A 23193-nucleotide genomic window follows, 5' to 3' on the forward strand; every position below is an offset into this window, starting at 1 on the left:
AAATTAGGGGGAATTGAGATGTTTCGAACGATGATGAATGGGAAAATTCACCGTGCACGGGTAACTGAAGCTAATTTGAATTATGTAGGCAGCATTACGATTGATGAAGACATAATTGATGCGGTGGGTATTCTGCCTAACGAAAAGGTCGCCATCGTGAATAATAATAATGGTGCACGACTTGAAACGTATGTGATTGCGGGTGAACGGGGCAGCGGTGTAGTGTGTTTGAATGGAGCGGCAGCCAGACTGGTGCAGCCGGATGATATCGTGATAATCATTTCTTATGTAATGGTTTCAGAGGATAAACTGGGGGAGCACAAACCAAAAGTTGCGATCATGGATGAAAACAACAAAATCATTGATTTGATTTCAAACGAACCTGCAGCTACCATCATGTAAGCGGGGGGCCGGCACATATGCATGAATCATGCATACAGGTGCCGGCCCTTTTAGTCTTTTGATGAACGGCTTGTTTCCTTTATTACGATTATTATGGTATAAAAAAGATAAGAGAATTCCATCAGGAAGTGGAGAAAGCGAAGTTTGAGGTGTACAATTCATGATGCAACGATATGTAGTGGTTGATTTGGAAACGACAGGGAATTCTCCAAAAAAAGGAGATAGGATAATACAATTTGCTGGCGTGGTCATCGAAAATGACCAAATTGTGGATGAATACTCGACATTCATCCACCCTGGACAGGAAATTTCCTTGTTTATTGAAGAATTGACCGGAATAAGCAACGAGACGGTAAAAAATGCACCTGACTTTGAAGATGTTGCAGAAAATATTGCCCGGCTTATAGAAGGGGCTTGTTTTGTTGCCCATAATGTTTTATTTGATTTATCTTTTTTACAGGAAGAACTAGTACGATGCGGGTTTGAGCCGTTTTATGGTTCCACCCTTGATACAGTGGAGTTAGCGAAAATATTAAAACCAACATCCGATGGATATAAGCTGCACCAGCTGGCTAAAGAAGAAAACCTGGATCATTCCAGGCCCCATCAAGCGGATAGTGATGCATATGCCACCGCTTTATTATTGTTGGAATTGAAAAAAAAGCTGATGAACCTTCCAGTCATGACACTTAAACAGTTATATCGATTATCTTTTTCCTTACAAAGTGAGGTTTCCGAATTAATAGATGCTTGCATTGCAAGCAAACTTGCTAAAGCAGAAGTCCATTCACCTGATCTTATTACGTATAGGGGCCTTGCATTTAAAAAGGCCGAAAACGAAAGTGATCATAAAGACACGGAGTCGAAATTCCCGCTCGATGATGAGGAAAAAATAGCCATGCTTCAAAGAGCATTTCCTGCCTTTGAAGCAAGAAGCGGACAACTTGATATGATGAACATGATTCACCATTCCTTCGAATCCAGCCAGGATGCAATCATTGAAGCTGGGACAGGTATTGGAAAATCCATAGGCTATCTGCTTCCGGCTGTTTATTTTGCAAAAAAACATCATAAGCCTGTCGTCGTTTCGACGTATACGCTTCAGCTACAGGATCAACTTCTGCAAAACGAGGTTCCTAAGCTTAAGAAAATTCTTCCCTTTACATTTCAAGCTGTTTTACTAAAGGGGAGAAGTAATTATTTGAGCTTGGCAAAGTTCGAAAGGGCATTGCGTGAAAAGGAAGATAATTATGAAACGGCATTAACGAAAATGCAGATATTGGTTTGGCTCACTGAAACCGTAACAGGCGATAAAGATGAATTGAATCTCACAAGCGGGGGTCAGCTATTTTGGAATAGGCTTCAAAGTGATGGTCTTACATACGCCGGTTTAAAACAGCCCTGGCTTGAATTGGATTTTTTTGAACGGGCAAAAAGAACAGCTGCCAAAGCGGATATCATCATTACTAACCATTCGTTTTTAATGACGGATCTGCTTACAGAAGACGCCTTGATTCCCAAAAAAGGGTATTTGGTTCTCGATGAAGCACACCATTTGGAACAAGCTGCATCTAAACAGCTTGGGAGCAGGCTTAATTACATTTCGGTGAAGACGGTTTTGAACAGACTAGGGACATCAGATCAAAAGCAATTATTATATAAATTGGACAGGATGCTCTTAAATAATGGATTGACGGATGGGAAGTCCATGCATGAATTAGATCAAAAGCTTGGTGATTTTTCGTATGAATTCGAACAGCTTTTTTATTATATCTCCAATCAGGCGGAAAAACTTTCACGTTCCATGAGTCCGAAACGGCTTTCATTCAAAATAGATGATGGAAGATGGGGTAAAGCGATTCTGGTCGCTGAGCGATTGGTCGATTTATTAGGATACATCATCACGGAGTTAGAGAAAAGATTGGCTCTTTTATTGAATAATGAGTCCCCCTTAGGAAAAAATTCATTATTTCACTTGAATGATATCGAGGTGCTGCTTGGACATTTACAGGATACCAGGGACTCCTTGCATGAATTTTTCATCAAGCCGCATGAAGAAAATATTTATTGGCTCGATTATACGAATGCTGCACCCCAACATGGGGTGACTTTGACGGTTCAGCCGATTGCAGGAAGTAAACGGCTTTGGGATTCCTATTTCGGGCGCCAAAAGAGTGTGGTCATGACATCGGCAACCCTCGTGGTGAAGAATTCTTTTAAGTATTTTAAAGAACAACTCGGTTTAGAGAACGAGCCAATGCAGACGGCAAGTTTACCCTCACCCTTTCCTTATAAGGAACTCGTAAAGGTACTGGTGCCAAATGATCTACCAGATATCAATTGCTTATCGGTGGAGGAATTCTCCGAAACAGCGGCAAATCATATTATTGCTGCCGCTCAGGCAGCGAAGGGGAGAATGATGGTATTATTCACCTCTCATGAAATGCTGCGGGCCACCTATCATTCCATCAAAGACAGTGGCGTACTGGATGAGTTCACGCTGTTTGCCCAAGGGATTTCTGGCGGAAGCCGGATGAGGCTGCTCAGGAATTTCCAAAACTTCGAGAAAGCCGTCCTATTTGGGACAACCAGCCTATGGGAAGGCGTCGATATCCCCGGTGAGGATCTATCTTGTTTAATCATTGTCAGGCTGCCATTCTCGCCACCGGATGAACCAGTGACAGCTGCAAAATGCCAACTTCTCGAAAAACAAGGGCGCAATCCTTTCTCTGCGTATTCATTACCTGAAGCCCTATTAAGGTTCCGGCAAGGTTTCGGCAGGCTTATACGAACTCCAGAAGATAAAGGGGTTTTGGTAATTCTTGACCGCCGCATCATCACTGCCAAATATGGACCTGAATTTCAAAAAGCCATTCCGGAAGTGGACTGGCACCAAGCCTCAATAACAGAAATGGCTGAAATGATAGAAGAGTGGATTTAAAGAATCTTTAAATCCTTCTTGATCTAAAATGAATTTTTAATAATTTATAAAGAAAAATTACTTTTGAGCTGGTATAATGTGATAGGTGGTAAAGCCTTCAAATCCTATTCATACCAGTGGTTGTTGACAAATTATTAAAATGGAGGGGCGTTTTCATGGAAAGTAAAATCGAAGTAATTTCAACAGTCAGGTTGCAACATTCTCCTGATCTGTATAAAATTGTAGATTCTTTGAACCGAACATTGAAAAAAGATGACTTAATGTTCGGTCTGGCACTGGATTCCCAAGATCAAGAAAAAGCGATATTTACAATTTATCGTACATAGAAAGAAGGAAAAGCAGCTTTGAAAAAATGGTTGATTATTGCTTCTATCCTGGTCCTTTGTTTTATCGGATTTGTCAGCGGGGCATATATTAAAGCGTTGCAGCCAAAAAAAGAGGCTGGTAATGAGGCTTTCAAAAAGGCAAAGGAAGAGGGCGGCCTTGTGACGATGGAAGAATTTTACCCTTATAATGGGCAGGATTCATACTCCGTAATCATTGGTAAGGGAGAAAAAGGGACTAAAAAAATAGTCTGGCTTCCTGAGGATAAGAAGAAAGAAATAGTAGTGGAAAACTATAAAGATGGTAAATCAAAAAAAGAGATCTTAAACATTGTCAAAGAACAGCTTAATCCCCAAAAAATCATTTCGGTTAAGCTAGGCATGGAAAAGAACGTTCCGCTTTGGGAAGTAACGTACCTTGATGAATCCCAGCGTTTTAACTATGACTATTATGATTTTAAAACTGGGGAATGGCTGAAGTATTATCGAAGCATTTAGAATGGAGGATTAATTTAAAATGAAATTAGCGAACCGCGTTCAGTCATTAACACCATCAACAACATTGGCCATCACGGCAAAAGCGAAGGAACTTAAGGCCCAGGGTCTAGATATAATTGGTTTGGGTGCTGGTGAACCAGACTATAATACGCCAAAACATATCATAGATGCAGCCCTTCTTTCCATGAATGAGGGTCAAACTAAATACACGCCATCCGCTGGTCTGCCGAAGCTAAAAGAAGCAATTGCGGCTAAATTGAAGCGTGATCAAGGCTTGGAATACAAACCGTCTCAAATTGTAGTTGGCTCAGGTGCAAAGCACGCGCTTTACACATTGTTTCAAGCTATCCTGGATGAAGGAGATGAAGTCATTGTTCCGATACCTTATTGGGTGAGCTATCCTGAGCAAATCAAGCTTGCTGACGGTAAGCCTGTTTATGTAGTAGGTACGGAAGAAAATCAATATAAAATCACTAAAGAACAATTAGAACAAGCAATTACCGAAAAAACGAAAGCGGTTATCATCAACTCTCCAAGCAATCCAACGGGCATGCTTTATTCCAGGGAAGAATTGGCGGCTATCGGGGAAGTTTGCCTGGCTCATGATATCTTGATCGTTTCCGACGAAATTTACGAAAAATTGGTTTATGGAAATGCTAAACATACATCCATTGCAGAGATTTCACCTGAATTGAAAAAGCAAACGATCATCATCAACGGTGTTTCTAAGTCGCATTCGATGACTGGCTGGAGAATTGGTTATGCAGTCGGTGATGAGTCCATCATTAAAGCAATGACGAACCTTGCAAGCCATAGCACATCCAATCCTACCACAACTGCTCAATATGGTGCGATTGCCGCTTATGATGGTACACAGGAGCCTGTTGAAGAAATGCGTCAGTCTTTTGAAGGCCGCTTGAATACGATATATGATAAATTGGTTGAAATTCCAGGGATCAGCTGCATTAAACCGCAAGGGGCATTTTATTTATTCCCGAACGTTAAACGTGCAGTTGAATTAACAGGTTACAGCAATGTCGAGGAATTTACGACTGCATTGCTGGAAGAAGCGCAAGTGGCTGTTATTCCAGGTTCAGGTTTTGGTGCACCTGATAACATCAGGCTCTCTTATGCAACTTCATTAGAGTTGCTGGAAGCAGCAGTTGAAAGAATACATTCATTCGTTAAATCAAAAATGGCATAATTTTCCAAAAACCTGCAGACTACCTGGCAACACCAGGGTCTGCAGGTTTTTTTTCGATTATATTTCGATATGGTACTTTCGGGAAGAAGACATGATAGGCGTTTTGCAAAACAAATTTGTAAAGAAAAGTGAAAATCATATATGATTTTTAATAAAAATCGATTGCAATCATATATGATTTCATATATGATGAAAATATGGAAGAGAAAAACAAAAACCCCAGCAAAAAGCAAATAGCATATGAGCACCTTCGTAAATTAATTTTGGATGGAACATATGGTTCTGGACAGCGGATCATTATCGATCAAACGGCAAAAGAACTTAGTTTAAGTCCGATTCCTGTCAGGGAAGCGATCAGGCAACTGGAATCTGATGGTCTTATTCAATATAAGCCTTATAGCGGAGCGGTGGTTACAAGCATTAATGAGAGCGAATACATTGAAACTCTTTCTGTTTTATCTTTGCTTGAAGGATATGCAGCTGCCCTCAGTTCTTTAACGATGAATGATCATGATTTTGAAAATCTAATTAATTTAAACAAAGAAATGGAAAAAGCCCTCCATAACTTTGAATTAGAGCTGTTTGGTAAGTTAAACGAATGTTTCCATGCGGAAATCTATGAAAAGTGCGGAAATTCCTTTTTAAAGGAGGAAATCAAACAGGCACAACAAAGAATGAATAGAGTCAGAAAGTCCATGTTCACCATGGTTCCGCAACGTGCAGTCCAATCGATTCGCGAACATGAAAGCATCATAAAGCTTCTAAAGGAAAAAGCATCTTTTGAAGAAATTGAATCATTGGTGAGAAAGCATAAACTGAATGCCATCAGCACATTCAAGCAGAGGGCGGAAACTAATCACGATCAGGCACTTTGATGACCTTGGCTTTGTTTTATAATAGTCGATCGATTATTCATAAAAGCAAAGCCATTTTTTTCACTTGTATTATTCCGAATATTCAAATAATGAAAGGGTGGTAGAAAAAATGTACGAGGAAATCAAAAGTCGTTTAAGAGGATCCATCGCTCCCGTTATCACTCCGTTTGATGACAAGATGGAAGTGGATGTAAAGGCAATTGAAAATCTGGTAAACTGGCACATTGAAAGCGGTTCCCATGGAATCTCGGTATGCGGTACTACCGGAGAGCCGAGTTCATTAACGATTAAGGAACGGGAATTAGTGATGGAAACGGCTATTAAAGCAGCAAAAGCCCGTGTTCCAGTTGCACCAGGTACTGGATCTGCCAATCAGAAAGAAACGTTGCATTTGACAAAAATGGCACAGGAAATGGGTGCGGATGCTGCTTTAGTCATCGTTCCTTATTACAATAAACCGAATCAACAGGCACTTTACAATCATTTTAAAACGGTAGCCGATTCTGTTGATATCCCGATTATCGTTTATAACATTCCTGGAAGAACGGCGACGAATCTAGAAGTGAAGACATTGGCACGTCTTGCTGAAGATTGTGAAAATATTATTGGTGTAAAGGAATCTAATAAAGATTTCGAACATGTGAACCGTGTCTTATTGAATTGCGGAAGGGATTTTCTCTTATATTCGGGCATCGAATTACTATGCTATCCAATGTTGGCTATTGGAGGTGCTGGACATATAAGTGCTACTGCAAATATCACCCCTAAAGAAGTTGCGGAAATTTATAACCTTTGGGTGGAGGGGGATGTGGATAAGGCACTTGATCTCCATTACAAATTAATGCCATTGAATGATGTTTTGTTTAAAGAAACCAATCCGGGACCATTAAAAGCTGCGATGGGGATGATGGGGAAAATCAATCCTGCATTAAGGCCGCCAATGGGTCCGCCTTCGGAACCATTGGAAAAAGAACTGCGTGAAACCCTTCAATCATACGGGTTGATTGACCAAATAATCCAGTCATAATTGCTAGATCGGGAAGATTGCACGAATCTAATAGATTTTTGTCATCTTCCCGAATTAATTTTTAAAGGAGGATTTATCATGCAAACTTTTCCCGTGCAAGATGTCAAGCATTACATCAATGGTCAATTTGTCGATGGAATCTCAGGGAAAACATTTGGAAATTTAAGCCCTTTTAATAATCAAGCAATAAATAATGTGGCAGAAGGGTTTAAAGAGGACATCGATCAAGCGGTAGCCGCTGCAAGAGATGCATTCGATAATGGTCCATGGAGAACGATGAAAGTGGAAGAAAGATTGAAGTACATTAATAGGATTGCTGATTTAATTGAAGAAAATGCAGAAGAAATTTCCTTTTTGGAATCCCTTGATACAGGGTTGCCGATTAGCCAGACAAAAAAACAGGCGGCAAGGGGGGCGGAGAATTTCCGGTTTTATTCTGAGATGGTGAAAAGCAGGCTAATAGGAGAGTCGTATCAAGTGGATGACACATTCATTAATTATACGATTCATAAACCGATAGGAGTGGCAGGATTAATCACTCCTTGGAATGCGCCATTCATGTTAGAAACCTGGAAGATCGCCCCGGCCCTGGCTACAGGTAATACATGTGTCCTAAAACCGGCGGAGTGGTCCCCATTGACTGCCAATAAATTGGCACAAATCATTGACCAATCCGGTCTGCCGAAAGGCGTATTCAATATCGTTCACGGTTTTGGGGAAACAGCAGGGGCGTCCTTGGTTGCCCATCCTGAAGTCCAATTGATATCCTTTACCGGGGAAACGACGACTGGCGCTGAAATCGTTAAAAATGGTGCAGATACAATGAAACGTTTTTCCATGGAACTCGGAGGTAAATCGCCAGCGGTCATTTTTGAAGATGCCGATTTAGAAAAAGCCCTGGATTCTGTGGTTTGGGGAATTTATTCATTCAATGGGGAGCGCTGCACAGCCAATTCCAGATTATTTGTCCATGAATCGATAATAGACCAGTTCGTTGCAGAATTGAAGGAACGTGTTCATAATATCAAAATTGGAAACCCAATGGACCCAGAAACGGAAATCGGACCGCTGATCCATCGTAACCATTTTAATAATGTCTCCCGTTATCTGGATATAGCAAAAGATGAAGGGGCGGAAATTGTAAGCGGTGCCATACCGAGTGCGTTCAAGGAAGGGAATTTTATTGCCCCGACGCTTCTCTTGAACTGTACAAATGAGATGACGGTGGCACAGGAAGAGATTTTTGGACCAGTCATGGCAGTCATTCCTTTCAAGACTGAAGAGGAGGTACTGAGAATGGCTAACGATGTAAAGTATGGGCTTGCTGCTTATGTATGGACCAATGATATGAAACGTGGACATAGGTTTGCACAGGCTGTCGATAGCGGGATGGTCTGGGTGAATTCCCAAAACGTAAGGGATTTGCGGATACCGTTTGGAGGATCGAAATATAGTGGGGTAGGACGTGAAGGTGGCCATTATAGCTTTGAATTCTATACGGAAACACAAGTTATCCACGTAGCAATTGGTGAACATCACATTCCGAAATTTGGCGACGTAAAACAAAATGCTGTTTCTTCTGCTGAAAAATAATCCGTGTTTCATTAAAGAGGGGAGAATACTATGAGTTTTTCTATTATTCGTGTTGCGAGAACGATACTTAATGTAACAGATCTGGATAAATCAAGAGCCTTTTATGTGGATGCTTTAGGTTTCATTGAAACGGAAAGAACGAATGATCACATATATTTACGTGGTTTAGAGGAAGCGCATCATCACTCGCTTATTTTGCAAAAGGCAGAAAAGCCAAGCGTTGAAGCAATAAGCTACAAGGTTGAAAAAGAGGAAGACCTTGAAGAATTGGAATCTTTTTTCCTATCCAAGGGAATGAAAATGAAGTGGATGCAGGAAGGAACACAGCATGCACTAGGCAAGTCGCTACGAGTTCAGGATATTTCAGGATTGCCAGTGGAGTTTTTCAGCAAAATGGATAAAGCCGAGAGATTGCTTCAACGATACGATATGCATAGGGGTTCAAGGGTCCAAAGGATCGATCATGTGAATTGCTGTGTACCAAATGTGCAAAATGCCTATGATTTTTACGTGAAAGAATTAGGTTTTGCGTGCTCGGAAGACACAGTGGATGATTCGGGCAAATTATGGGCGACGTGGCTTCATAGAAAGCAAACGGTCCATGACCAGGCATTCATGAACGGAATCGGTCCAAGACTTCATCATGTTGGCTTCTTTCTGCCTGACCCCCTTGCACTTATCCATGCCTGTGATGTACTGGCTTCACTGGGATATGCCCAGTCCATCGAACGCGGACCAGGAAGGCACGGTCTATCCAATGCATTCTTCTTATATTTAAGAGATCCGGACGGTCACAGGATCGAATTATACAATGGTGATTACTTAACGGCTGACCCTGATACCGAACCGATTCATTGGGATTTGAATGATCCAAGACGCCAGACATTCTGGGGAGCCAAAGCTCCGGATTCATGGTTTGATGAGGCATCTGCTGTACTTGATATAATATCAGGTGAAGAAGTTCCTCTTAAAGAACCGATTCTGGCAAAAAGCAAGCCTGAATTCATCATCTAAAGAGAAACGGGACCCACGGTCAATTGGATAGGGCGCTAGTGCGTATAAGCCTGTTCAAAGACCAATTTTAACCATTTAAGGGAACAGAACTGGTGAATGGTTGATGGAAACTGCTGGATTATCGAAGGTCCGTTTACAGAGTTTATAATGTAACCTTTCAAGAATCAAAGGAAGGAGGATGGATTTGGATATCATTCATGTTCAGCACCCAATTTCCGGTGTATATACGGCAGTAGCAGAACCGTGTGTGCTGGCTCTTGGATTTTTCGACGGAGTTCATCTTGGCCATCAAGAACTGATACATCTAGCTAAAAGGATTGCCATACAGCAAGATTTGAAATTGGCAGTCATGACATTTTTTCCGCATCCAAAGCAAATCTTAGGAAACGCTCAACCCCAAACATATATGACTCCTTTAGAGCAAAAAGCAAAAATCATGCAAGGTTTAGGTGTAGAAACCTTGATAGTCGTGAACTTCGATTCTGCATTTGCCCATCTTACACCTACTGGCTTTATCGAGGATTATTTATGTGGATTTAAATGCAAGCATGCCGTGGCTGGATTCGATTTCCGCTATGGACATAAAGGGGAAGGGAATATGGAAACGCTGAAAATCGAAGGTAAGCGATTTTTTGAAGTGACGGAAATGAAGAAGTTTGAAATCGATCATGAAAAAGTAAGTTCCACTAAGCTTAGAAACTTGATTGCAGAAGGTCGGTTCGCAGATATCCCGCCATTCCTGGGCACATACTATGAAAGCCAAGGGACAATCAATTCCAAGGAAAATCAACACGTCACCGTTACACTATCGGAAGCATTCCTGACACCCCCGCCAGGCGCTTATTTAATAGAAATCCAGAACGAAGGAAATGTTTATGAGGGAATTGCCTATCGAACAACGGACGGATCCTTTCATGGGAGTTGGCACTTACTTTTCAATGATGATCTTCCCTTGGAGGGAAAGAAGATTCATATCAAATGGAAAAGTGAAAGTATAATGAAGCCGAAACAGATGACGGATATGCGAGCCAAGTCTATTACGAAAGTGCAAGCCTTCTAAAAAGAAATGGTCTGGGACAGGGCAGCAGTGGGTACTTACTGCTGCCCTACCTGTAAGCGTCACGGTTAGACAATGGGAGTTCGGAAAGCTTAGGGAATGGGCTTAGACCCTCTCAGTGCAGATGAGTTTGTTTGGATTTTGGGGTGGAGGGAAGAAAGCGGCTGATATTGGAGAGGCTCAATACTAATAATGCCGTCCTTGTAAAAATAAATATCAGAAGAGGTGTATAGAGATGGTTCGGTTGGAAAAAAACCTTGATGAATCGGAACAAACTAATCTAGTGGATTATGAAAAGATTGTTGCCTCCAAAGAGTTTCAGATTATGCTTTCCGATAAAAAGAAATTCGTCATCCCTTTTACGATTTTCTTTATGGGATATTCCCTGCTTTTGCCCTTTTTAGTTTTTTACACAGATATCCTGGATCACTCTTTCATTGGAGACATAACCTGGGCATGGGTGTACGGTGTTTCCATTACGGTTATGTCTGTTTGGGTTTGCAGCATATATGTAAGGAAATCAGAAAGAATCGATGAACAAATAAAAGAAATCATCGAGAAAGAAGGGCTTTGAATCATGAATTGGACAGTTATTATTCTCTTTGCGCTAATGTCGATAGGAACCCTTTTCATCACATATTTCGCTTCCAAAAAAACTAAAACGGCAGGTTCTTTTTATACGGCTGGTGGAGGGTTGACCGCTAGGCAAAATGGACTTGCATTGGCCGGGGATTTTATGTCTGCTTCCACGTTTTTGGGGTTGATTGGGGCATTTTCCTTAACGGGGTATGATGGATTTTTCCTGATGTATGGAGCACTTGTTTCATTTCTTGTCGTGTTATTCCTAGTGGCTGAACCTTTAAGGAACTTGGGAAAATACACATTGGCTGATATGGTGACTACAAGGTTTAAATATAAACAGGTCAGGGGAGTGACCGCCTTTAATACCCTGGTGATATCAGTCATGTACATGCTGGGGCAACTTGTTGCGGCAGGTGCTTTATTTAAGTTGCTTTTAGACATCCCGTATAATATTTCTGTCATCATCGTAGGTATTGTCATGTTGGTATTTGTTCTATTTGGGGGGATGACGGCGACGAGCTGGGTGCAGATCATTAAAGCCATCCTGTTGATAGGAGGAGTGTTTATATTATTCATGATCGTCATGTGGAAATTGAATTTTAGTTTCATCGGAATTTTCACTGATATGAAAACCGCAACACCCATGGGTGTAGATTACCTGAAAGCAGGTATTAAATATGCCAGTGGGTGGGATGCAGCTTCCTTATCGCTGGGCCTAATTCTGGGAACGGCAGGTCTACCTCACATTTTAATACGTTTTTTGACTGTCCCGAATGCACGAGTGGCAAGAAAATCGGTTGTTTGGGTGATGTGGATTATGGGTGCTTTTCATATCATGGTCATTTTTCTCGGATTCGGTGCTGCGAAGTTGGTTGGAACATCGAATATCATGGCCGCTAATCCAGCTGGTAATATGGCTGCACCTTTATTGGCCCAACTTGTGGGCGGGGACATCTTATTCGCATTTATTGCGGCCGTTTCCTTTGCAACGATACTCGCAGTTGTTGCGGGAATCGTTTTAACAGGAGCCACGGCCTTTTCACATGATTTTTATAATGAAATATTAAAAGATGGAAAGGCGACGGAAAAACAGCAAATGACGATGGCTAGATGGGCTTCCGTTGGTGTGACTGCACTTGCAATCGTTTTATCATTAGGTCTGCAGGAATTCAATGTAGCGTTTCTGGCATCGATTGCCTTTACACTGGCGGCTAGTTCGAATTTGCCGGTAATCCTTCTTACGATCTATTGGAAAAAATTCAATAAAACCGGAGCGATAGTCGGTATGATGACAGGTCTTATTGGTACGCTTTTGCTCGTGTTTCTAAGTCCAAATGTCTGGAACCCGGTCCCCGGAGCCACCATAATGACAGGTGACCCTATTTTCCCTTTGAATTCACCAGGAATCGTTTCCATTCCACTTGGGTTCCTCGCATGCTATTTAGGTGCCCTGTTCGGTAACCGCAGGACGGGTTTGAAAACGGTTACAAAAGACAATTATAATGAAATCCTCGTTAAGTCCAACACCGGTCATGATGTTAAGGGTGTTTTGCGACATTGAATGAAGTAAAAGCATGCCTATAAATAAAACACAGGTCATCGCACTTATGAATGGAATCTGATAAAGCAGCCATCTAATGATAGGTTGCTTTTTCCTTTTCATTGGATAATGAAATTCAAACAAACACGAAAGATTATTAGAAAGAGGTACAGATGCACTAATATTCAAGGATAACTGTCCATTCATTCAGAAAATGTTTCTAGAAATTTGACGGCACCTTTGGAAAGATAGCGTTCTTCGAGCCAAATAAGGGCGGCTTCCGATTGTACTTCACAATCTATCAATTCGATTATTTTAATACCCTGGGTTGAAAACGATTTGGATGTGGTTCGTGGCATGAGGGTAGCGCCTATTCCTTCCTTCACCAAAGATAAAATCATGGCAGCATCAGGACATTCACATACAATCTTAGGTTCAAACCCATGTCTGAAGCACTCATCCACTATAAGTTCATAAGTTCCCTGTCCGCTTACCCTATGCAGCAATAGGAGGGGATAATCCTTAATTTGTTTAACTTCGATGGAGTCTGGGATGTCCCATTCTTTTGGGGTGACAAGCACAAAATCTTCCGGTGGAAGGTTAATCGATGAGAATCGCTTACCGTTAATGGGAAGCCGTACAATGGCCAACTCGATTTCCCTGTTTATTAAGCCTTCTGTCAAACGGAATGTATCACCTTCCATTAACTTGAAGCGTATGTCAGGGTATTTTACTCTAAAGGCCATCATCCTTTGAGGAATGTAAGAAAAGCAAGTTTTTACTGACCCTATGGAAAGAGTGCCCTGTATCCCTTTACTGACTTCCTTCACTTCCAGTAGTGATTCTTCAAACTGGTTTAATAGAGCTTCTGCTTTTTTATATAGGACCTTGCCAGTTTCAGTGAGTTCAAGTTTCTTTCCATTCCGGTCGAAGAGTTTTTCACCGATTTCCATTTCCATTAATTTAAGTTGCTGGCTAAGGGGGGGTTGAGCCATATGCAATTTTTTTGCTGCTTTGGTTATTTGTTCTTCCTGAACGATCGTCACAAAATACTTTAATTGCCGGATGTCCATTATATACACCTCATACATATGATTTACATATACATATTGAATTTTTTAAGTATTATATATATATCTTAACACATGGTATATTTTGTTATAGGAATTAATTCAATTTTTGGAATTTATTTAATTGTAAGCGTTTTATTTATATTGATACTAAAGGGGGATGAAGAATGCCAGCTAAAACGGGTAAAGAGTATATCGATAGGGTAGATAAAGCAAAGGCGAATGTATGGATCAATGGAGAGCAAGTAAAAGATAAAATCAGTCAACACCCAGCTTTTAAAGGGGTAATGAAATCTCAGGCCGAATTATATGATTTGCAGCATGATTCCGCGAAAACTGACATCATGACTTATATTTCACCAACTTCAAACGAAAGAGTAGGGACCTCATTCATGCAGCCGCGGACAAAGGGGGACCTTGAAAAAAGGAGGAAAATGATTCAGGAATGGGCAAGGCATAATAATGGAATGATGGGACGTTCCCCTGACTATATCAACAGTGGGATGATGGCGTACGGCACCGCAGCTGATATGTTCGGCACTCAGGATTCGGCATTTGCTAAAAATATGAAAGATTATTATGAACTCTGCAGGGAAAAGGATTTGTCGTTGACACATACCCTGATTCAACCCCAGGTTAATAGGGGAGTTAGTGCCGCAAAGCTTCCGGACCCTTACATCGCTGCAAGGATTGCTGGCAAGAATTCAGAAGGGCTTATTATAAAGGGAGCCAGGTTATTAGCTACACAAGGAGGAATAACGGATGAAATCATGGTTTTCCCTTCAACATTGCTTAAACAATCCGAAGAAGAAAACCCTTATGCATTCGCATTCTCCATTCCAAATAATACACCAGGGTTGAAATTCATCTGTCGTGAATCATTCGACTATGGCAAATCACATTTTGACCATCCTCTTGGTTCAAGATTTGAGGAAATGGATACGATTATCGTTTTTGATGATGTAGTAGTTCCTTGGAATCGTGTATTTGCATATGGGGATGTCGGCATTTGCAACCAGGCTTATAATGAAAGCAATGCAGTTGTTCATATGACCCATCAGGTGGTAGCGAAGAATATCGCCAAAACCGAGTTCATTCTGGGGATTTTGCAACTAATGGCGGAAACCATCAATATCGGGCAATACCAGCATGTTCAGGAAAAAATTTCGGAAGTCATCATAGCGCTTGAAACGGTAAAGGCTTTCATTACAGCTTCGGAGGCAAACGCGAAAGTGGATAAGTGGGGAATGATGACACCCGATTTTACACCGTTAAATATAGCCCGTAATTATTACCCGAAGATTTACCCTAGATTCAGTGAAATCATGCAGCTTCTTGGAGCTAGCGGCTTAATGGCGATACCAAATGAAGCCGATTTCAATTCGGAGCTTCGACCTGATTTGGATAAATATCTTCAAGCCGCGAATGGTGGAGCCTATGACAGGGTTAAATTGTATCGTCTCGCATGGGATGTATGCATGAGTTCATTTGGATCCAGGCAAACGCTATACGAAAGATTCTTTTTTGGGGATCCGGTCCGTATGGCGAGCGCATTATATAACGGCTATGATAAACAGGAATATGTGGACCGTGTCAAGGAGTTCTTGAACCGTACTGAAAACCTTGCAGAAATCAACTGAGCCTGGTAGCATTGGCAAAACATTTTAATTGAAAAGCCTTCCCGATGATGAGGAAGGCCTTTCAATATGAAATCTAGTTCATTTATTATATCGATCATGGATATTATTCTTCTTATATGTTCCAAAATCACTGAATTCCGTAAGTTCCATGGAGAGGGCAAGATATCTTTTTGAAAAGAGGGAAGCCAAATGGGTTTCCATCGTTTCGAAAAGTTGGTCACATACTTCGGTTTTATCACTGTCTTTGCGTCCAGCGCCAATTTTTAGAATGGCATGAACAAAGGCATCATCCTCTGTACCATCGGCAACACGATAATGCTTCAATTCAATGGCCCGGGATCGAATGCCGCCAATTGGAAAGATGGAGGGATAGGATATCAGTACATCATTCACCTTCCTTAATAAGCCGTCAATCTGGATTTCATCTTTGATATTATCTGTATATTCAATAATGATATGAGGCATGTTATCAGTCCCTTCCGTTAATTATGGATTTTTAGATGCGGCCGATCCCCGCCTTCAGTAAATATATCGTCACCGACTATTGTGTTGACGAGTTTCCCGATCCCTTCAATTTCAGTGATGATTTCATCGCCTACAGCAGTATCCGCCAATCCTTCAGGTGTTCCTGTCAATATGATATCCCCTGGGCTCAATGTCATGAAGCTGCTAAAGTATTCAATTAACTCAGCAATGCCGAAAATCATGTCTTTCGTGTTGCCTTGCTGAGTCAATTTTCCGTTGACGTAAGTTTTGATGGCAAGATTCGAAGGATCTGGGATATCTTCGGCATCGACAAGCCATGGCCCAATGGGGGTGCATGTATCGCGATTTTTGACCTTTAGGTTAGGTCGGTAGTAATTCTCCAGATAATCCCGTATTGCATAATCATTTGCAATCGTGTATCCACTTACATACTTAAAGGCTTCTTCCTTTTTTATGTTCTTCGCCTTTTTACCTATGACGACTGCAAGTTCACATTCATAATGCATATAAGCTGCATCAGCAGGCCGTCTTGTCTGTCCCCGGTGGCCGATGAAGGTATTGGGACCTTTTAAGAACGCAAGGGGTTCTTCCGGTGCTTTAAAAGCAAGCTCCTTCGCATGGTCTGCATAATTCAAGCCAAGCGCGAAAACAGTTCGTGGCTCCACCGGGGGAAGCCAGACAACATCCTGCTCATTGACAATCCTGCCATCCGCCAATTGGACCTGGCCATAATATTCACTTGCTGGATGTATGGCACCTGCATAGGCTACACGTGCTCTCTTCATAAAATCCCCTCCAGTGATAGTTTTCCCTCGGAAATGATAATATTTTCCAAATATCCGATTTCGTCTATTTCTATTCTGACATGATCATTGGCTTTTGCCAGCGGTGCGTTCTCTGGAACACCTACTAGAAGGACGTCACCCGTACTCAAAGTCATGAAGTCAGTTACATCCTCAATAAGGCGGGATATGGAGCGAATTAGATTTGCAGTTGAATTTTCCTGTCTTAACTCTCCATTTATATATACACGAATTCCTAAAGAATCGGGGTTGGAGATGGATTCCTTGGTTACGACCCATGGACCGATCGGGCAAAATCCATCACGGGCTTTATGGCGGATAGCAGGACGGAAAACGCTCTCATGCGGAATGCTAATATCATTGGCGATCGTAAAACCTTCTATATAATCCAATGCATGTTCTTTCTTGACTCTTGTGGCCGTTTTACTGATTACTATTCCAAGTGCTGCCCCGATTTCCAATTCAGGTATGCCGCTTGGAAGGGGAACTGGATTTGAAAAGGAAGAAAACGTATTTCTAGGTTTAATATAAAGGATCGGCCCTTTAGGAGGTTCATTATAAGGAGGATGGTCGACCTTTTCCTTCAATGCTGCCAATGACCCTTTATAGTTTAATAATGTTCCATATACCGTTCCTGAAATAGGGTTATCCAAGTTGATTTGTGATACCTCCAACTTATCACCGTTCATTAAAATATAGCGGCTCGACTGTATCTCCATTTCTTCTGAATAATCTGACTTTTTTAATTTCACTCTTGCTTTTGCCATGGATACTCACCCCTTGTTTTATTATCAATCATATATGATATCGTATATGATTTTTTGTATAAGTTCAACATATTTAGATTATTCAGTATAAATAGACAAAAAATGTTAGAAAAAGTATGGGTTTCAACAGATAAATGCCTTGAACATTTAGTTAGTATGAAGCTAGGAATTCAAATTAAAAGATTGTGAATGGGGGATGTTCCGATGATGAATGGTAAAGAGTATTTAGAAAGTTTACGAGATGGAAGAACGGTATTCTTGAACGGAGATAAGGTAGATGATGTGACGACGCACCCAGCATATCGCAATTCTGCCAGATCGATTGCTCAACTATATGATGCTCTCCATGATCCGGTCACTGCACGGATTTTAACTGCTAAGACAGATGAAGGTCATACTACCCATAAGTTCTTCAAAGCCTCGAAGAACGCAACAGAGCTGCTTGAAGCAAGGGATGCGATAGCACAATGGTCAAAATTGAGCTATGGTTTCATGGGGCGTACCCCTGATTACAAAGCTGCTTTTACAGGATCATTGGGACCGTATAGCGATTTTTATAAGGGATTTGAAGATAATGCGAAAAGATGGTATGAAAAAACCACAAGGGACGTTCCCTTCTGTAACCATACAATTATAAATCCGGCAATGGACAGGAATAAACCGCTGCATGAAAATAAAGAGGTATTTGTACGTACGGTGGAAGAGCGGGATGATGGGATAATCGTAAGCGGAGCCAAAATGGTTGGAACTTCTGCAGCACTTACGAATTATAATTTTGTCGCGAATTATTCTCCTGTCGATCTTGGGGAAGGAGATAGAAGCCATGCGTTGATTTTCTTTGTACCGATGAATGCATCGGGATTAAAAATGATCAGCAGACAGTCTTTTGAAGAAACGGCTGCCAAGTCAGGCACTCCTTTCGATTACCCGCTTTCCAGCCGGTTCGACGAAAATGACGCAGTCATCGTCCTTGATCATGTATTCGTACCATGGGAGAATGTATTCGCCTATAATAATGTGGAAATCGCAAATGGGTTTAGATCCAAGACTGGGTGGATGAATCGATATACATTTCATGGCTGTACACGCTATGCGGTGAAATTGGACTTTATGGCTGGGCTTCTGATGAAAGCTACGGAAATGGCAGGAACGAATCAATTTAGGGGAGTTCAAGCCAATATAGGGGAAGTGCTTGCCTTCAGGAATATGTTTTGGGCCATCTCGACAGCGATGGCTACAGATCCGATGGAAGGGCCGAATGGCACTGTTCTGCCCAATAGCACATATGCAACTGCATATAGGGTGTTCGCACCAATGGTTTGGCCAAAGGTGAAACAGATATTTGAACAGGTTGTAGCAGGTAATCTCATTCAACTCCCATCAAGCTCCAAGGATTTTTTAAACCCTGAGGTCCGTCCGTATCTCGATAAATATTATAAGGGTTCAGGTGGGGTTTCGGCAGTGGAAAGGGTAAAACTGATGAAACTCATATGGGATTCCATCGGCACGGAATTTGGTGGCAGGAATGAATTATATGAAATCAATTATGCGGGTAACCATGAAAATATTAGGCTTGAAACCATGAAAATGGCAGATTTAAATGGACAATCGAATAAATTCAAAGCTTTTGTGGACTTGGCCATGGACGAATATGACCTCCATGGCTGGACAAATGATAAGTGGATAAATGCATATGAAGGCATTAATGTTGAAGTTTGATCCAGCTCCGAATGAATAAATCTGATTAAGAAAACGTGAAAATGAATGGTTTGTATCGGACTCCCGCCGGTTTTTCAACCAATGCATAATATGAATGCGTTTACATTTATCTTGATAGGTAAGGTGTGGAAAAAGTATAATATTATGTAAAATGAAAGCCGGGGGGAATAATGACGAATCTTTTGAATCTTAAGAATGATGATGGTGAAATTCATTTAAATGATGAGAGGATGATCCTGACTTCCTCTTCAATTTTGGTACCTTAAGAAAGGACTTGATCGAGAATATTGGATTTGAAAGAATGAAGTCTTTTTTAATACGTTATGGCTGGAATATCGGAGTCAATGATGCTAAAAAGGCACTAAAAGGGAATATACCAACGGTTAAGGAGATACTGAGGCAAGGCCCCATTTTACATATGCTGCAAGGTTATACAAAAGTTAATACTATGAATCTGGAATTATCGATGGATAGTCAAGCGGAAGTGCACTCTGTAAAAGTGGAAGGGTTTTGGGTGAATTCCTATGAAGCAGAGGAACACATCACCCAGACAGGCATCGCGGAAAAGCCAGTCTGTTATACATTGACGGGTTATGCAAGTGGATTTTATTCAACGGTCTGCGGTCATGAAGTGATTTTCAAGGAAAGTGCCTGTAAGGGAGCAGGGCAATCAGAGTGTAGATACGAAGGTAAATCGATACATTTATGGGGCATGGAGATTCAGGATGAGTTGAAATATTATAAAACCGAACCAATTGTTCAAGAGCTTGCCGTAACATATGAAAAGCTGCTGGAGGAACGCAATAGTTTGTCAAAAGTGATGGATATTCATAATTTGCTGACAGAAGAGTTAATTAACGGAAAAAGCCTTCAATCCATAGTGAGGATGGTTTATCAGAAAACAAAAATACCTTTGTTGATGGAGAATTTCAATGGAAATCAGGTTTATCATGCTGGATTTCATAAAGGGAAGGTGAGGGAAGTCAGGAATCAGCTAAAATTAATGAGGGAAAATGGCCCCGTCACTTTGGAAACCGGAAGAATCGTAAAAGATGGGATGGAGCTGCTTTATACTCCCATAACGTTACAAAATAAAACTTATGGCTATTGTGCCTTTGTGCAATCCGATCGAGTCGAAGGAAAAACGAACCTGGAAATCAATCGAATGATTCTTGAGAGGGTGTCCATGACCGGTTCCTTATTCCTCTTAAATGAGAAAAGCAGTTTTGAAGCCCTTGAAAGGGTAAAAGGGTTATTTCTTGAACAAATATTAAATGAAGAGTTTGCTTCTAGAGAAGAAATAATCAAAAAAAGCACGTATTTAGACGCTTCATTGGATCATCCTTTCACCATTGCGGTGCTGGGCTATCGCTTTTCCTCCGATCGGGGGACAGAGAATGACTATTTCATTCAGCAGAAAATCATCGAAGAGATATATAGTTTCTTTAAGAAGCGGAATCAAGTGGTCTTAACAGCATTAAGGGATGGTAATATCGTATTGCTTATACCACTGAGACCTGGAAATGAATTTCAATTCCTAACCAAGGAATGCATCAATTACTTAAATACTGTTTTCAGCGGATATCATTTTAAAATGGGACTTAGCACAATAAGTGATGAATTGGAACGGGCTCACGATGTTTTTCAAGAAGCTTTAACCGCCTTGAATATGAATGAAGGAGCTCGGGACATTACCAAATTTGAAGAAGTCGATCTGTTATCGATTTTAATGCATACTGGGAGTACTCCAGCGGTCCTGCAAAAAGCTGAGAAAATGCTGGGTCCTTTATTGATGAAAGAAGATCCAAAAATGAATGAATTATTGAAAACGCTTTATGTATTTCTGCAATGCGGTGGAAATCTTGAATGCAGCATGAAGGAATTGAGCATTTCAATGAGTGGTTTACGCTATCGGATCAAAAAACTTGAAGAGCTGCTTTCCTGCCAAATAAGAAATCCTAAAAGTGCTTTTCAATTATATGCATCATTTGAAACCTTGTTAAAGGCGAAAATGATTACTATTGGTTGATTGGATCAATCCTTTGTTTAAAAATAGAAATGTCGATCGATTCATATACCGAGATGATTTTACTGTAATTAGAGCATGGGCATTAGTGAAGTAATCTACCATGCAATCTTGCGAATACGCTGCAAAAACATAATGAGAGTAATATAAAGGGCTGGAACTTCCGCTTCAATTGATTTATTTGCTTGTAAGCAGGGCTATGGGTATAATAAGTAGAGTAAATTCATTAGTAAGTTAAGCTATTTTTGGAGGTAAATTCCGTGAAAATTACAATAAAAGATGCTAGCAAATTCGTCGATCAAGAAGTTACCATTGGAGGCTGGCTTGCCAGCAAACGTTCCAGTGGGAAAATTGCTTTCCTTCAAATCCGTGATGGCTCTGGTTTCATTCAAGGTGTGGTCGTGAAAGCTGATGTGGGTGAAGAGATTTTCGCTCGTGCGAAATCGATTTCGCAAGAATCATCCTTGTATGTAACAGGTGTCATTCAAAAGGATGAACGATCGCCGTTCGGTTTTGAGTTACAGGTGAAAGATATTGAAATCATTCATGAATCAGTAGATTATCCCATTACACCTAAAGCACATGGTCCCGAATTCTTAATGGATAACCGCCATTTGTGGCTGCGTTCAAAACGGCAGCATGCAGTCATGAAAATCCGGAATGAAATAATCCGTGCTACATATGAATTCTTTAATGAAGAAGGTTTCGTTAAAGTGGATCCTCCGATTTTAACCGGAAGCGCACCAGAAGGAACGAGTGAGTTGTTCGCGACTAAATACTTTGATGAGGATGCATACCTTTCACAGAGTGGTCAGCTATATATGGAAGCGGCTGCCATGGCACTTGGGAAGGTATTTTCCTTTGGTCCCACCTTCAGGGCAGAAAAATCCAAAACAAGACGACATTTAATCGAGTTCTGGATGATTGAACCGGAAATGGCTTTTATCGAATTTAAAGAAAATCTGGAGGTCCAGGAGCAATTCGTTTCTTCGATCATCCAATCCGTATTGAAAAACTGTCAGCTTGAGTTAAATACACTTAGCCGTGATACATCGAAGCTTGAACAAATTCAAGCTCCTTTCCCGCGAATTACATATGATGAAGCCATTAAGTTCCTTCATGAACAAGGATTTGATGATATTCAATGGGGTGATGATTTTGGAGCTCCGCATGAAACTGCGATAGCGGAAAGTTATGATAAGCCTGTTTTCATTACTCATTACCCAACCAAAATCAAGCCTTTTTATATGCAGCCAGATCCTGACAGGGAAGAAGTGGTACTTTGTGCCGATTTGATCGCTCCGGAAGGTTATGGAGAAATAATTGGCGGTTCAGAGCGGATTCATGATCAGGAATTGCTTGAACAGAGAATCAATGAGCATGGCCTGAGCGAAGATGCTTACAAATGGTATATGGAATTAAGAAAATACGGCTCTGTACCGCATTCAGGCTTCGGTTTGGGATTAGAACGCACCGTTGCATGGATCAGTGGAGTCGAGCATGTCCGTGAAACCATCCCATTCCCACGTCTATTAAATCGATTATATCCTTGATTCCATGATGAAGCGGTTATCTTGCTATATTTGGCAGATAACCGTTTTTTGTTAAAATTATAAACTTATTCGG

At 41.0% G+C, this 23193-nt stretch carries 20 protein-coding genes and 1 pseudogene; 17 read left to right on the forward strand and 4 right to left on the reverse strand.

The genetic code is table 11. The features are described from left to right. The first annotated feature begins 18 nt into the window (after window positions 1–18). The 12 genes from panD (at window position 19) to ACQKFG_RS06765 (ending at window position 13077) form a co-directional block, all read left to right on the forward strand. A complete protein-coding gene (gene panD, locus ACQKFG_RS06710; RefSeq protein WP_076365694.1) occupies window positions 19–402 on the forward strand; it encodes an aspartate 1-decarboxylase in 384 nt (127 codons plus the stop codon). Window positions 403–562: 160 nt separating this feature from the next. Then, a complete protein-coding gene (dinG, locus tag ACQKFG_RS06715) occupies window positions 563–3343 on the forward strand; it encodes an ATP-dependent DNA helicase DinG (RefSeq protein ID WP_427557242.1) in 2781 nt (926 codons plus the stop codon). 155 nt (window positions 3344–3498) lie between these two features. Beyond that, window positions 3499–3669 (forward strand): YpmA family protein, encoded by a 171-nt coding sequence (locus tag ACQKFG_RS06720; RefSeq protein WP_065310840.1) that lies wholly within the window; start codon window positions 3499–3501, stop codon window positions 3667–3669. 18 nt (window positions 3670–3687) lie between these two features. Beyond that, window positions 3688–4164 (forward strand): DUF5590 domain-containing protein, encoded by a 477-nt coding sequence (locus ACQKFG_RS06725; RefSeq protein ID WP_192205324.1) that lies wholly within the window; start codon window positions 3688–3690, stop codon window positions 4162–4164. 19 nt (window positions 4165–4183) lie between these two features. Continuing rightward, the gene (locus ACQKFG_RS06730; protein ID WP_349728059.1) at window positions 4184–5368 is read left to right on the forward strand and encodes a pyridoxal phosphate-dependent aminotransferase; all 1185 of its coding nucleotides are present in this window, start codon (window positions 4184–4186) and stop codon (window positions 5366–5368) included. Between the two features lie 197 nt (window positions 5369–5565). Next, window positions 5566–6243 carry a GntR family transcriptional regulator gene (locus ACQKFG_RS06735; RefSeq protein WP_192205322.1) on the forward strand — a complete coding sequence of 226 codons (678 nt, stop codon included), beginning with the start codon at window positions 5566–5568 and terminating at the stop codon, window positions 6241–6243. Between the two features lie 109 nt (window positions 6244–6352). Next, window positions 6353–7270 (forward strand): 2,4-dihydroxyhept-2-ene-1,7-dioic acid aldolase, encoded by a 918-nt coding sequence (gene hpaI, locus ACQKFG_RS06740; RefSeq protein ID WP_192205321.1) that lies wholly within the window; start codon window positions 6353–6355, stop codon window positions 7268–7270. A 78-nt stretch (window positions 7271–7348) separates the two neighbouring features. Continuing rightward, entirely contained in the window at window positions 7349–8863 is a 1515-nt protein-coding gene (hpaE, locus tag ACQKFG_RS06745; RefSeq protein WP_192205320.1) for a 5-carboxymethyl-2-hydroxymuconate semialdehyde dehydrogenase, read from the forward strand. A 30-nt stretch (window positions 8864–8893) separates the two neighbouring features. Beyond that, window positions 8894–9877 carry a 3,4-dihydroxyphenylacetate 2,3-dioxygenase gene (gene hpaD / locus ACQKFG_RS06750; RefSeq protein ID WP_427557257.1) on the forward strand — a complete coding sequence of 328 codons (984 nt, stop codon included), beginning with the start codon at window positions 8894–8896 and terminating at the stop codon, window positions 9875–9877. A 184-nt stretch (window positions 9878–10061) separates the two neighbouring features. Then, the gene (locus ACQKFG_RS06755; protein ID WP_427557260.1) at window positions 10062–10937 is read left to right on the forward strand and encodes a cytidyltransferase; all 876 of its coding nucleotides are present in this window, start codon (window positions 10062–10064) and stop codon (window positions 10935–10937) included. A 232-nt stretch (window positions 10938–11169) separates the two neighbouring features. After that, entirely contained in the window at window positions 11170–11508 is a 339-nt protein-coding gene (locus ACQKFG_RS06760) for a DUF485 domain-containing protein (RefSeq protein WP_192205317.1), read from the forward strand. A 3-nt stretch (window positions 11509–11511) separates the two neighbouring features. Then, window positions 11512–13077 carry a solute symporter family protein gene (locus ACQKFG_RS06765; RefSeq protein WP_427557263.1) on the forward strand — a complete coding sequence of 522 codons (1566 nt, stop codon included), beginning with the start codon at window positions 11512–11514 and terminating at the stop codon, window positions 13075–13077. Between the two features lie 182 nt (window positions 13078–13259). Here the strand turns inward: ACQKFG_RS06765 and ACQKFG_RS06770 are convergent, their stop codons facing one another. Then, window positions 13260–14129 (reverse strand): LysR family transcriptional regulator, encoded by an 870-nt coding sequence (locus ACQKFG_RS06770; RefSeq protein ID WP_427557266.1) that lies wholly within the window; start codon window positions 14127–14129, stop codon window positions 13260–13262. A 164-nt stretch (window positions 14130–14293) separates the two neighbouring features. On the opposite strand from ACQKFG_RS06770, the gene hpaB reads away from it, so the two are divergent. Next, entirely contained in the window at window positions 14294–15766 is a 1473-nt protein-coding gene (gene hpaB, locus ACQKFG_RS06775; protein ID WP_192205314.1) for a 4-hydroxyphenylacetate 3-monooxygenase, oxygenase component, read from the forward strand. Between the two features lie 78 nt (window positions 15767–15844). Here the strand turns inward: hpaB and ACQKFG_RS06780 are convergent, their stop codons facing one another. The 3 genes from ACQKFG_RS06780 to ACQKFG_RS06790 are packed head-to-tail and all read right to left on the reverse strand — an operon-like array spanning window position 15845 to window position 17822. Then, window positions 15845–16231, reverse strand: a complete 387-nt coding sequence (locus ACQKFG_RS06780) for a 5-carboxymethyl-2-hydroxymuconate Delta-isomerase (RefSeq protein ID WP_349728063.1) — start codon at window positions 16229–16231, stop codon at window positions 15845–15847. A gap of 17 nt (window positions 16232–16248) precedes the next feature. Further along, complete coding sequence (locus ACQKFG_RS06785) at window positions 16249–17037, reverse strand: fumarylacetoacetate hydrolase family protein (RefSeq protein ID WP_192205312.1); 789 nt, start codon at window positions 17035–17037, stop codon at window positions 16249–16251. Continuing rightward, complete coding sequence (locus tag ACQKFG_RS06790) at window positions 17034–17822, reverse strand: fumarylacetoacetate hydrolase family protein (protein WP_427557271.1); 789 nt, start codon at window positions 17820–17822, stop codon at window positions 17034–17036. Before ACQKFG_RS06790 ends, ACQKFG_RS06785 begins: the two co-directional genes overlap by 4 nt. Before the next feature lie 204 nt (window positions 17823–18026). On the opposite strand from ACQKFG_RS06790, the gene ACQKFG_RS06795 reads away from it, so the two are divergent. The 4 genes and pseudogenes from ACQKFG_RS06795 to asnS all read left to right on the forward strand — a co-directional run bounded on the left by ACQKFG_RS06795 (window position 18027) and on the right by asnS (window position 23120). Then, window positions 18027–19541, forward strand: a complete 1515-nt coding sequence (locus tag ACQKFG_RS06795) for a 4-hydroxyphenylacetate 3-hydroxylase family protein (RefSeq protein ID WP_427557274.1) — start codon at window positions 18027–18029, stop codon at window positions 19539–19541. A 265-nt stretch (window positions 19542–19806) separates the two neighbouring features. Then, window positions 19807–21201, forward strand: a pseudogene (locus tag ACQKFG_RS06800) (XylR N-terminal domain-containing protein); the annotation flags it as partial. Between the two features lie 150 nt (window positions 21202–21351). After that, window positions 21352–21570, forward strand: a complete 219-nt coding sequence (locus ACQKFG_RS06805) for a helix-turn-helix domain-containing protein (RefSeq protein WP_427558210.1) — start codon at window positions 21352–21354, stop codon at window positions 21568–21570. 257 nt (window positions 21571–21827) lie between these two features. Next, entirely contained in the window at window positions 21828–23120 is a 1293-nt protein-coding gene (asnS, locus tag ACQKFG_RS06810) for an asparagine--tRNA ligase (protein WP_349728067.1), read from the forward strand. Window positions 23121–23193 lie beyond the last annotated feature (73 nt).

Source organism: Peribacillus sp. NPDC076916 (assembly GCF_050269675.1).
In the GTDB taxonomy this organism is placed as follows: domain Bacteria; phylum Bacillota; class Bacilli; order Bacillales; family DSM-1321; genus Peribacillus; species Peribacillus aracenensis.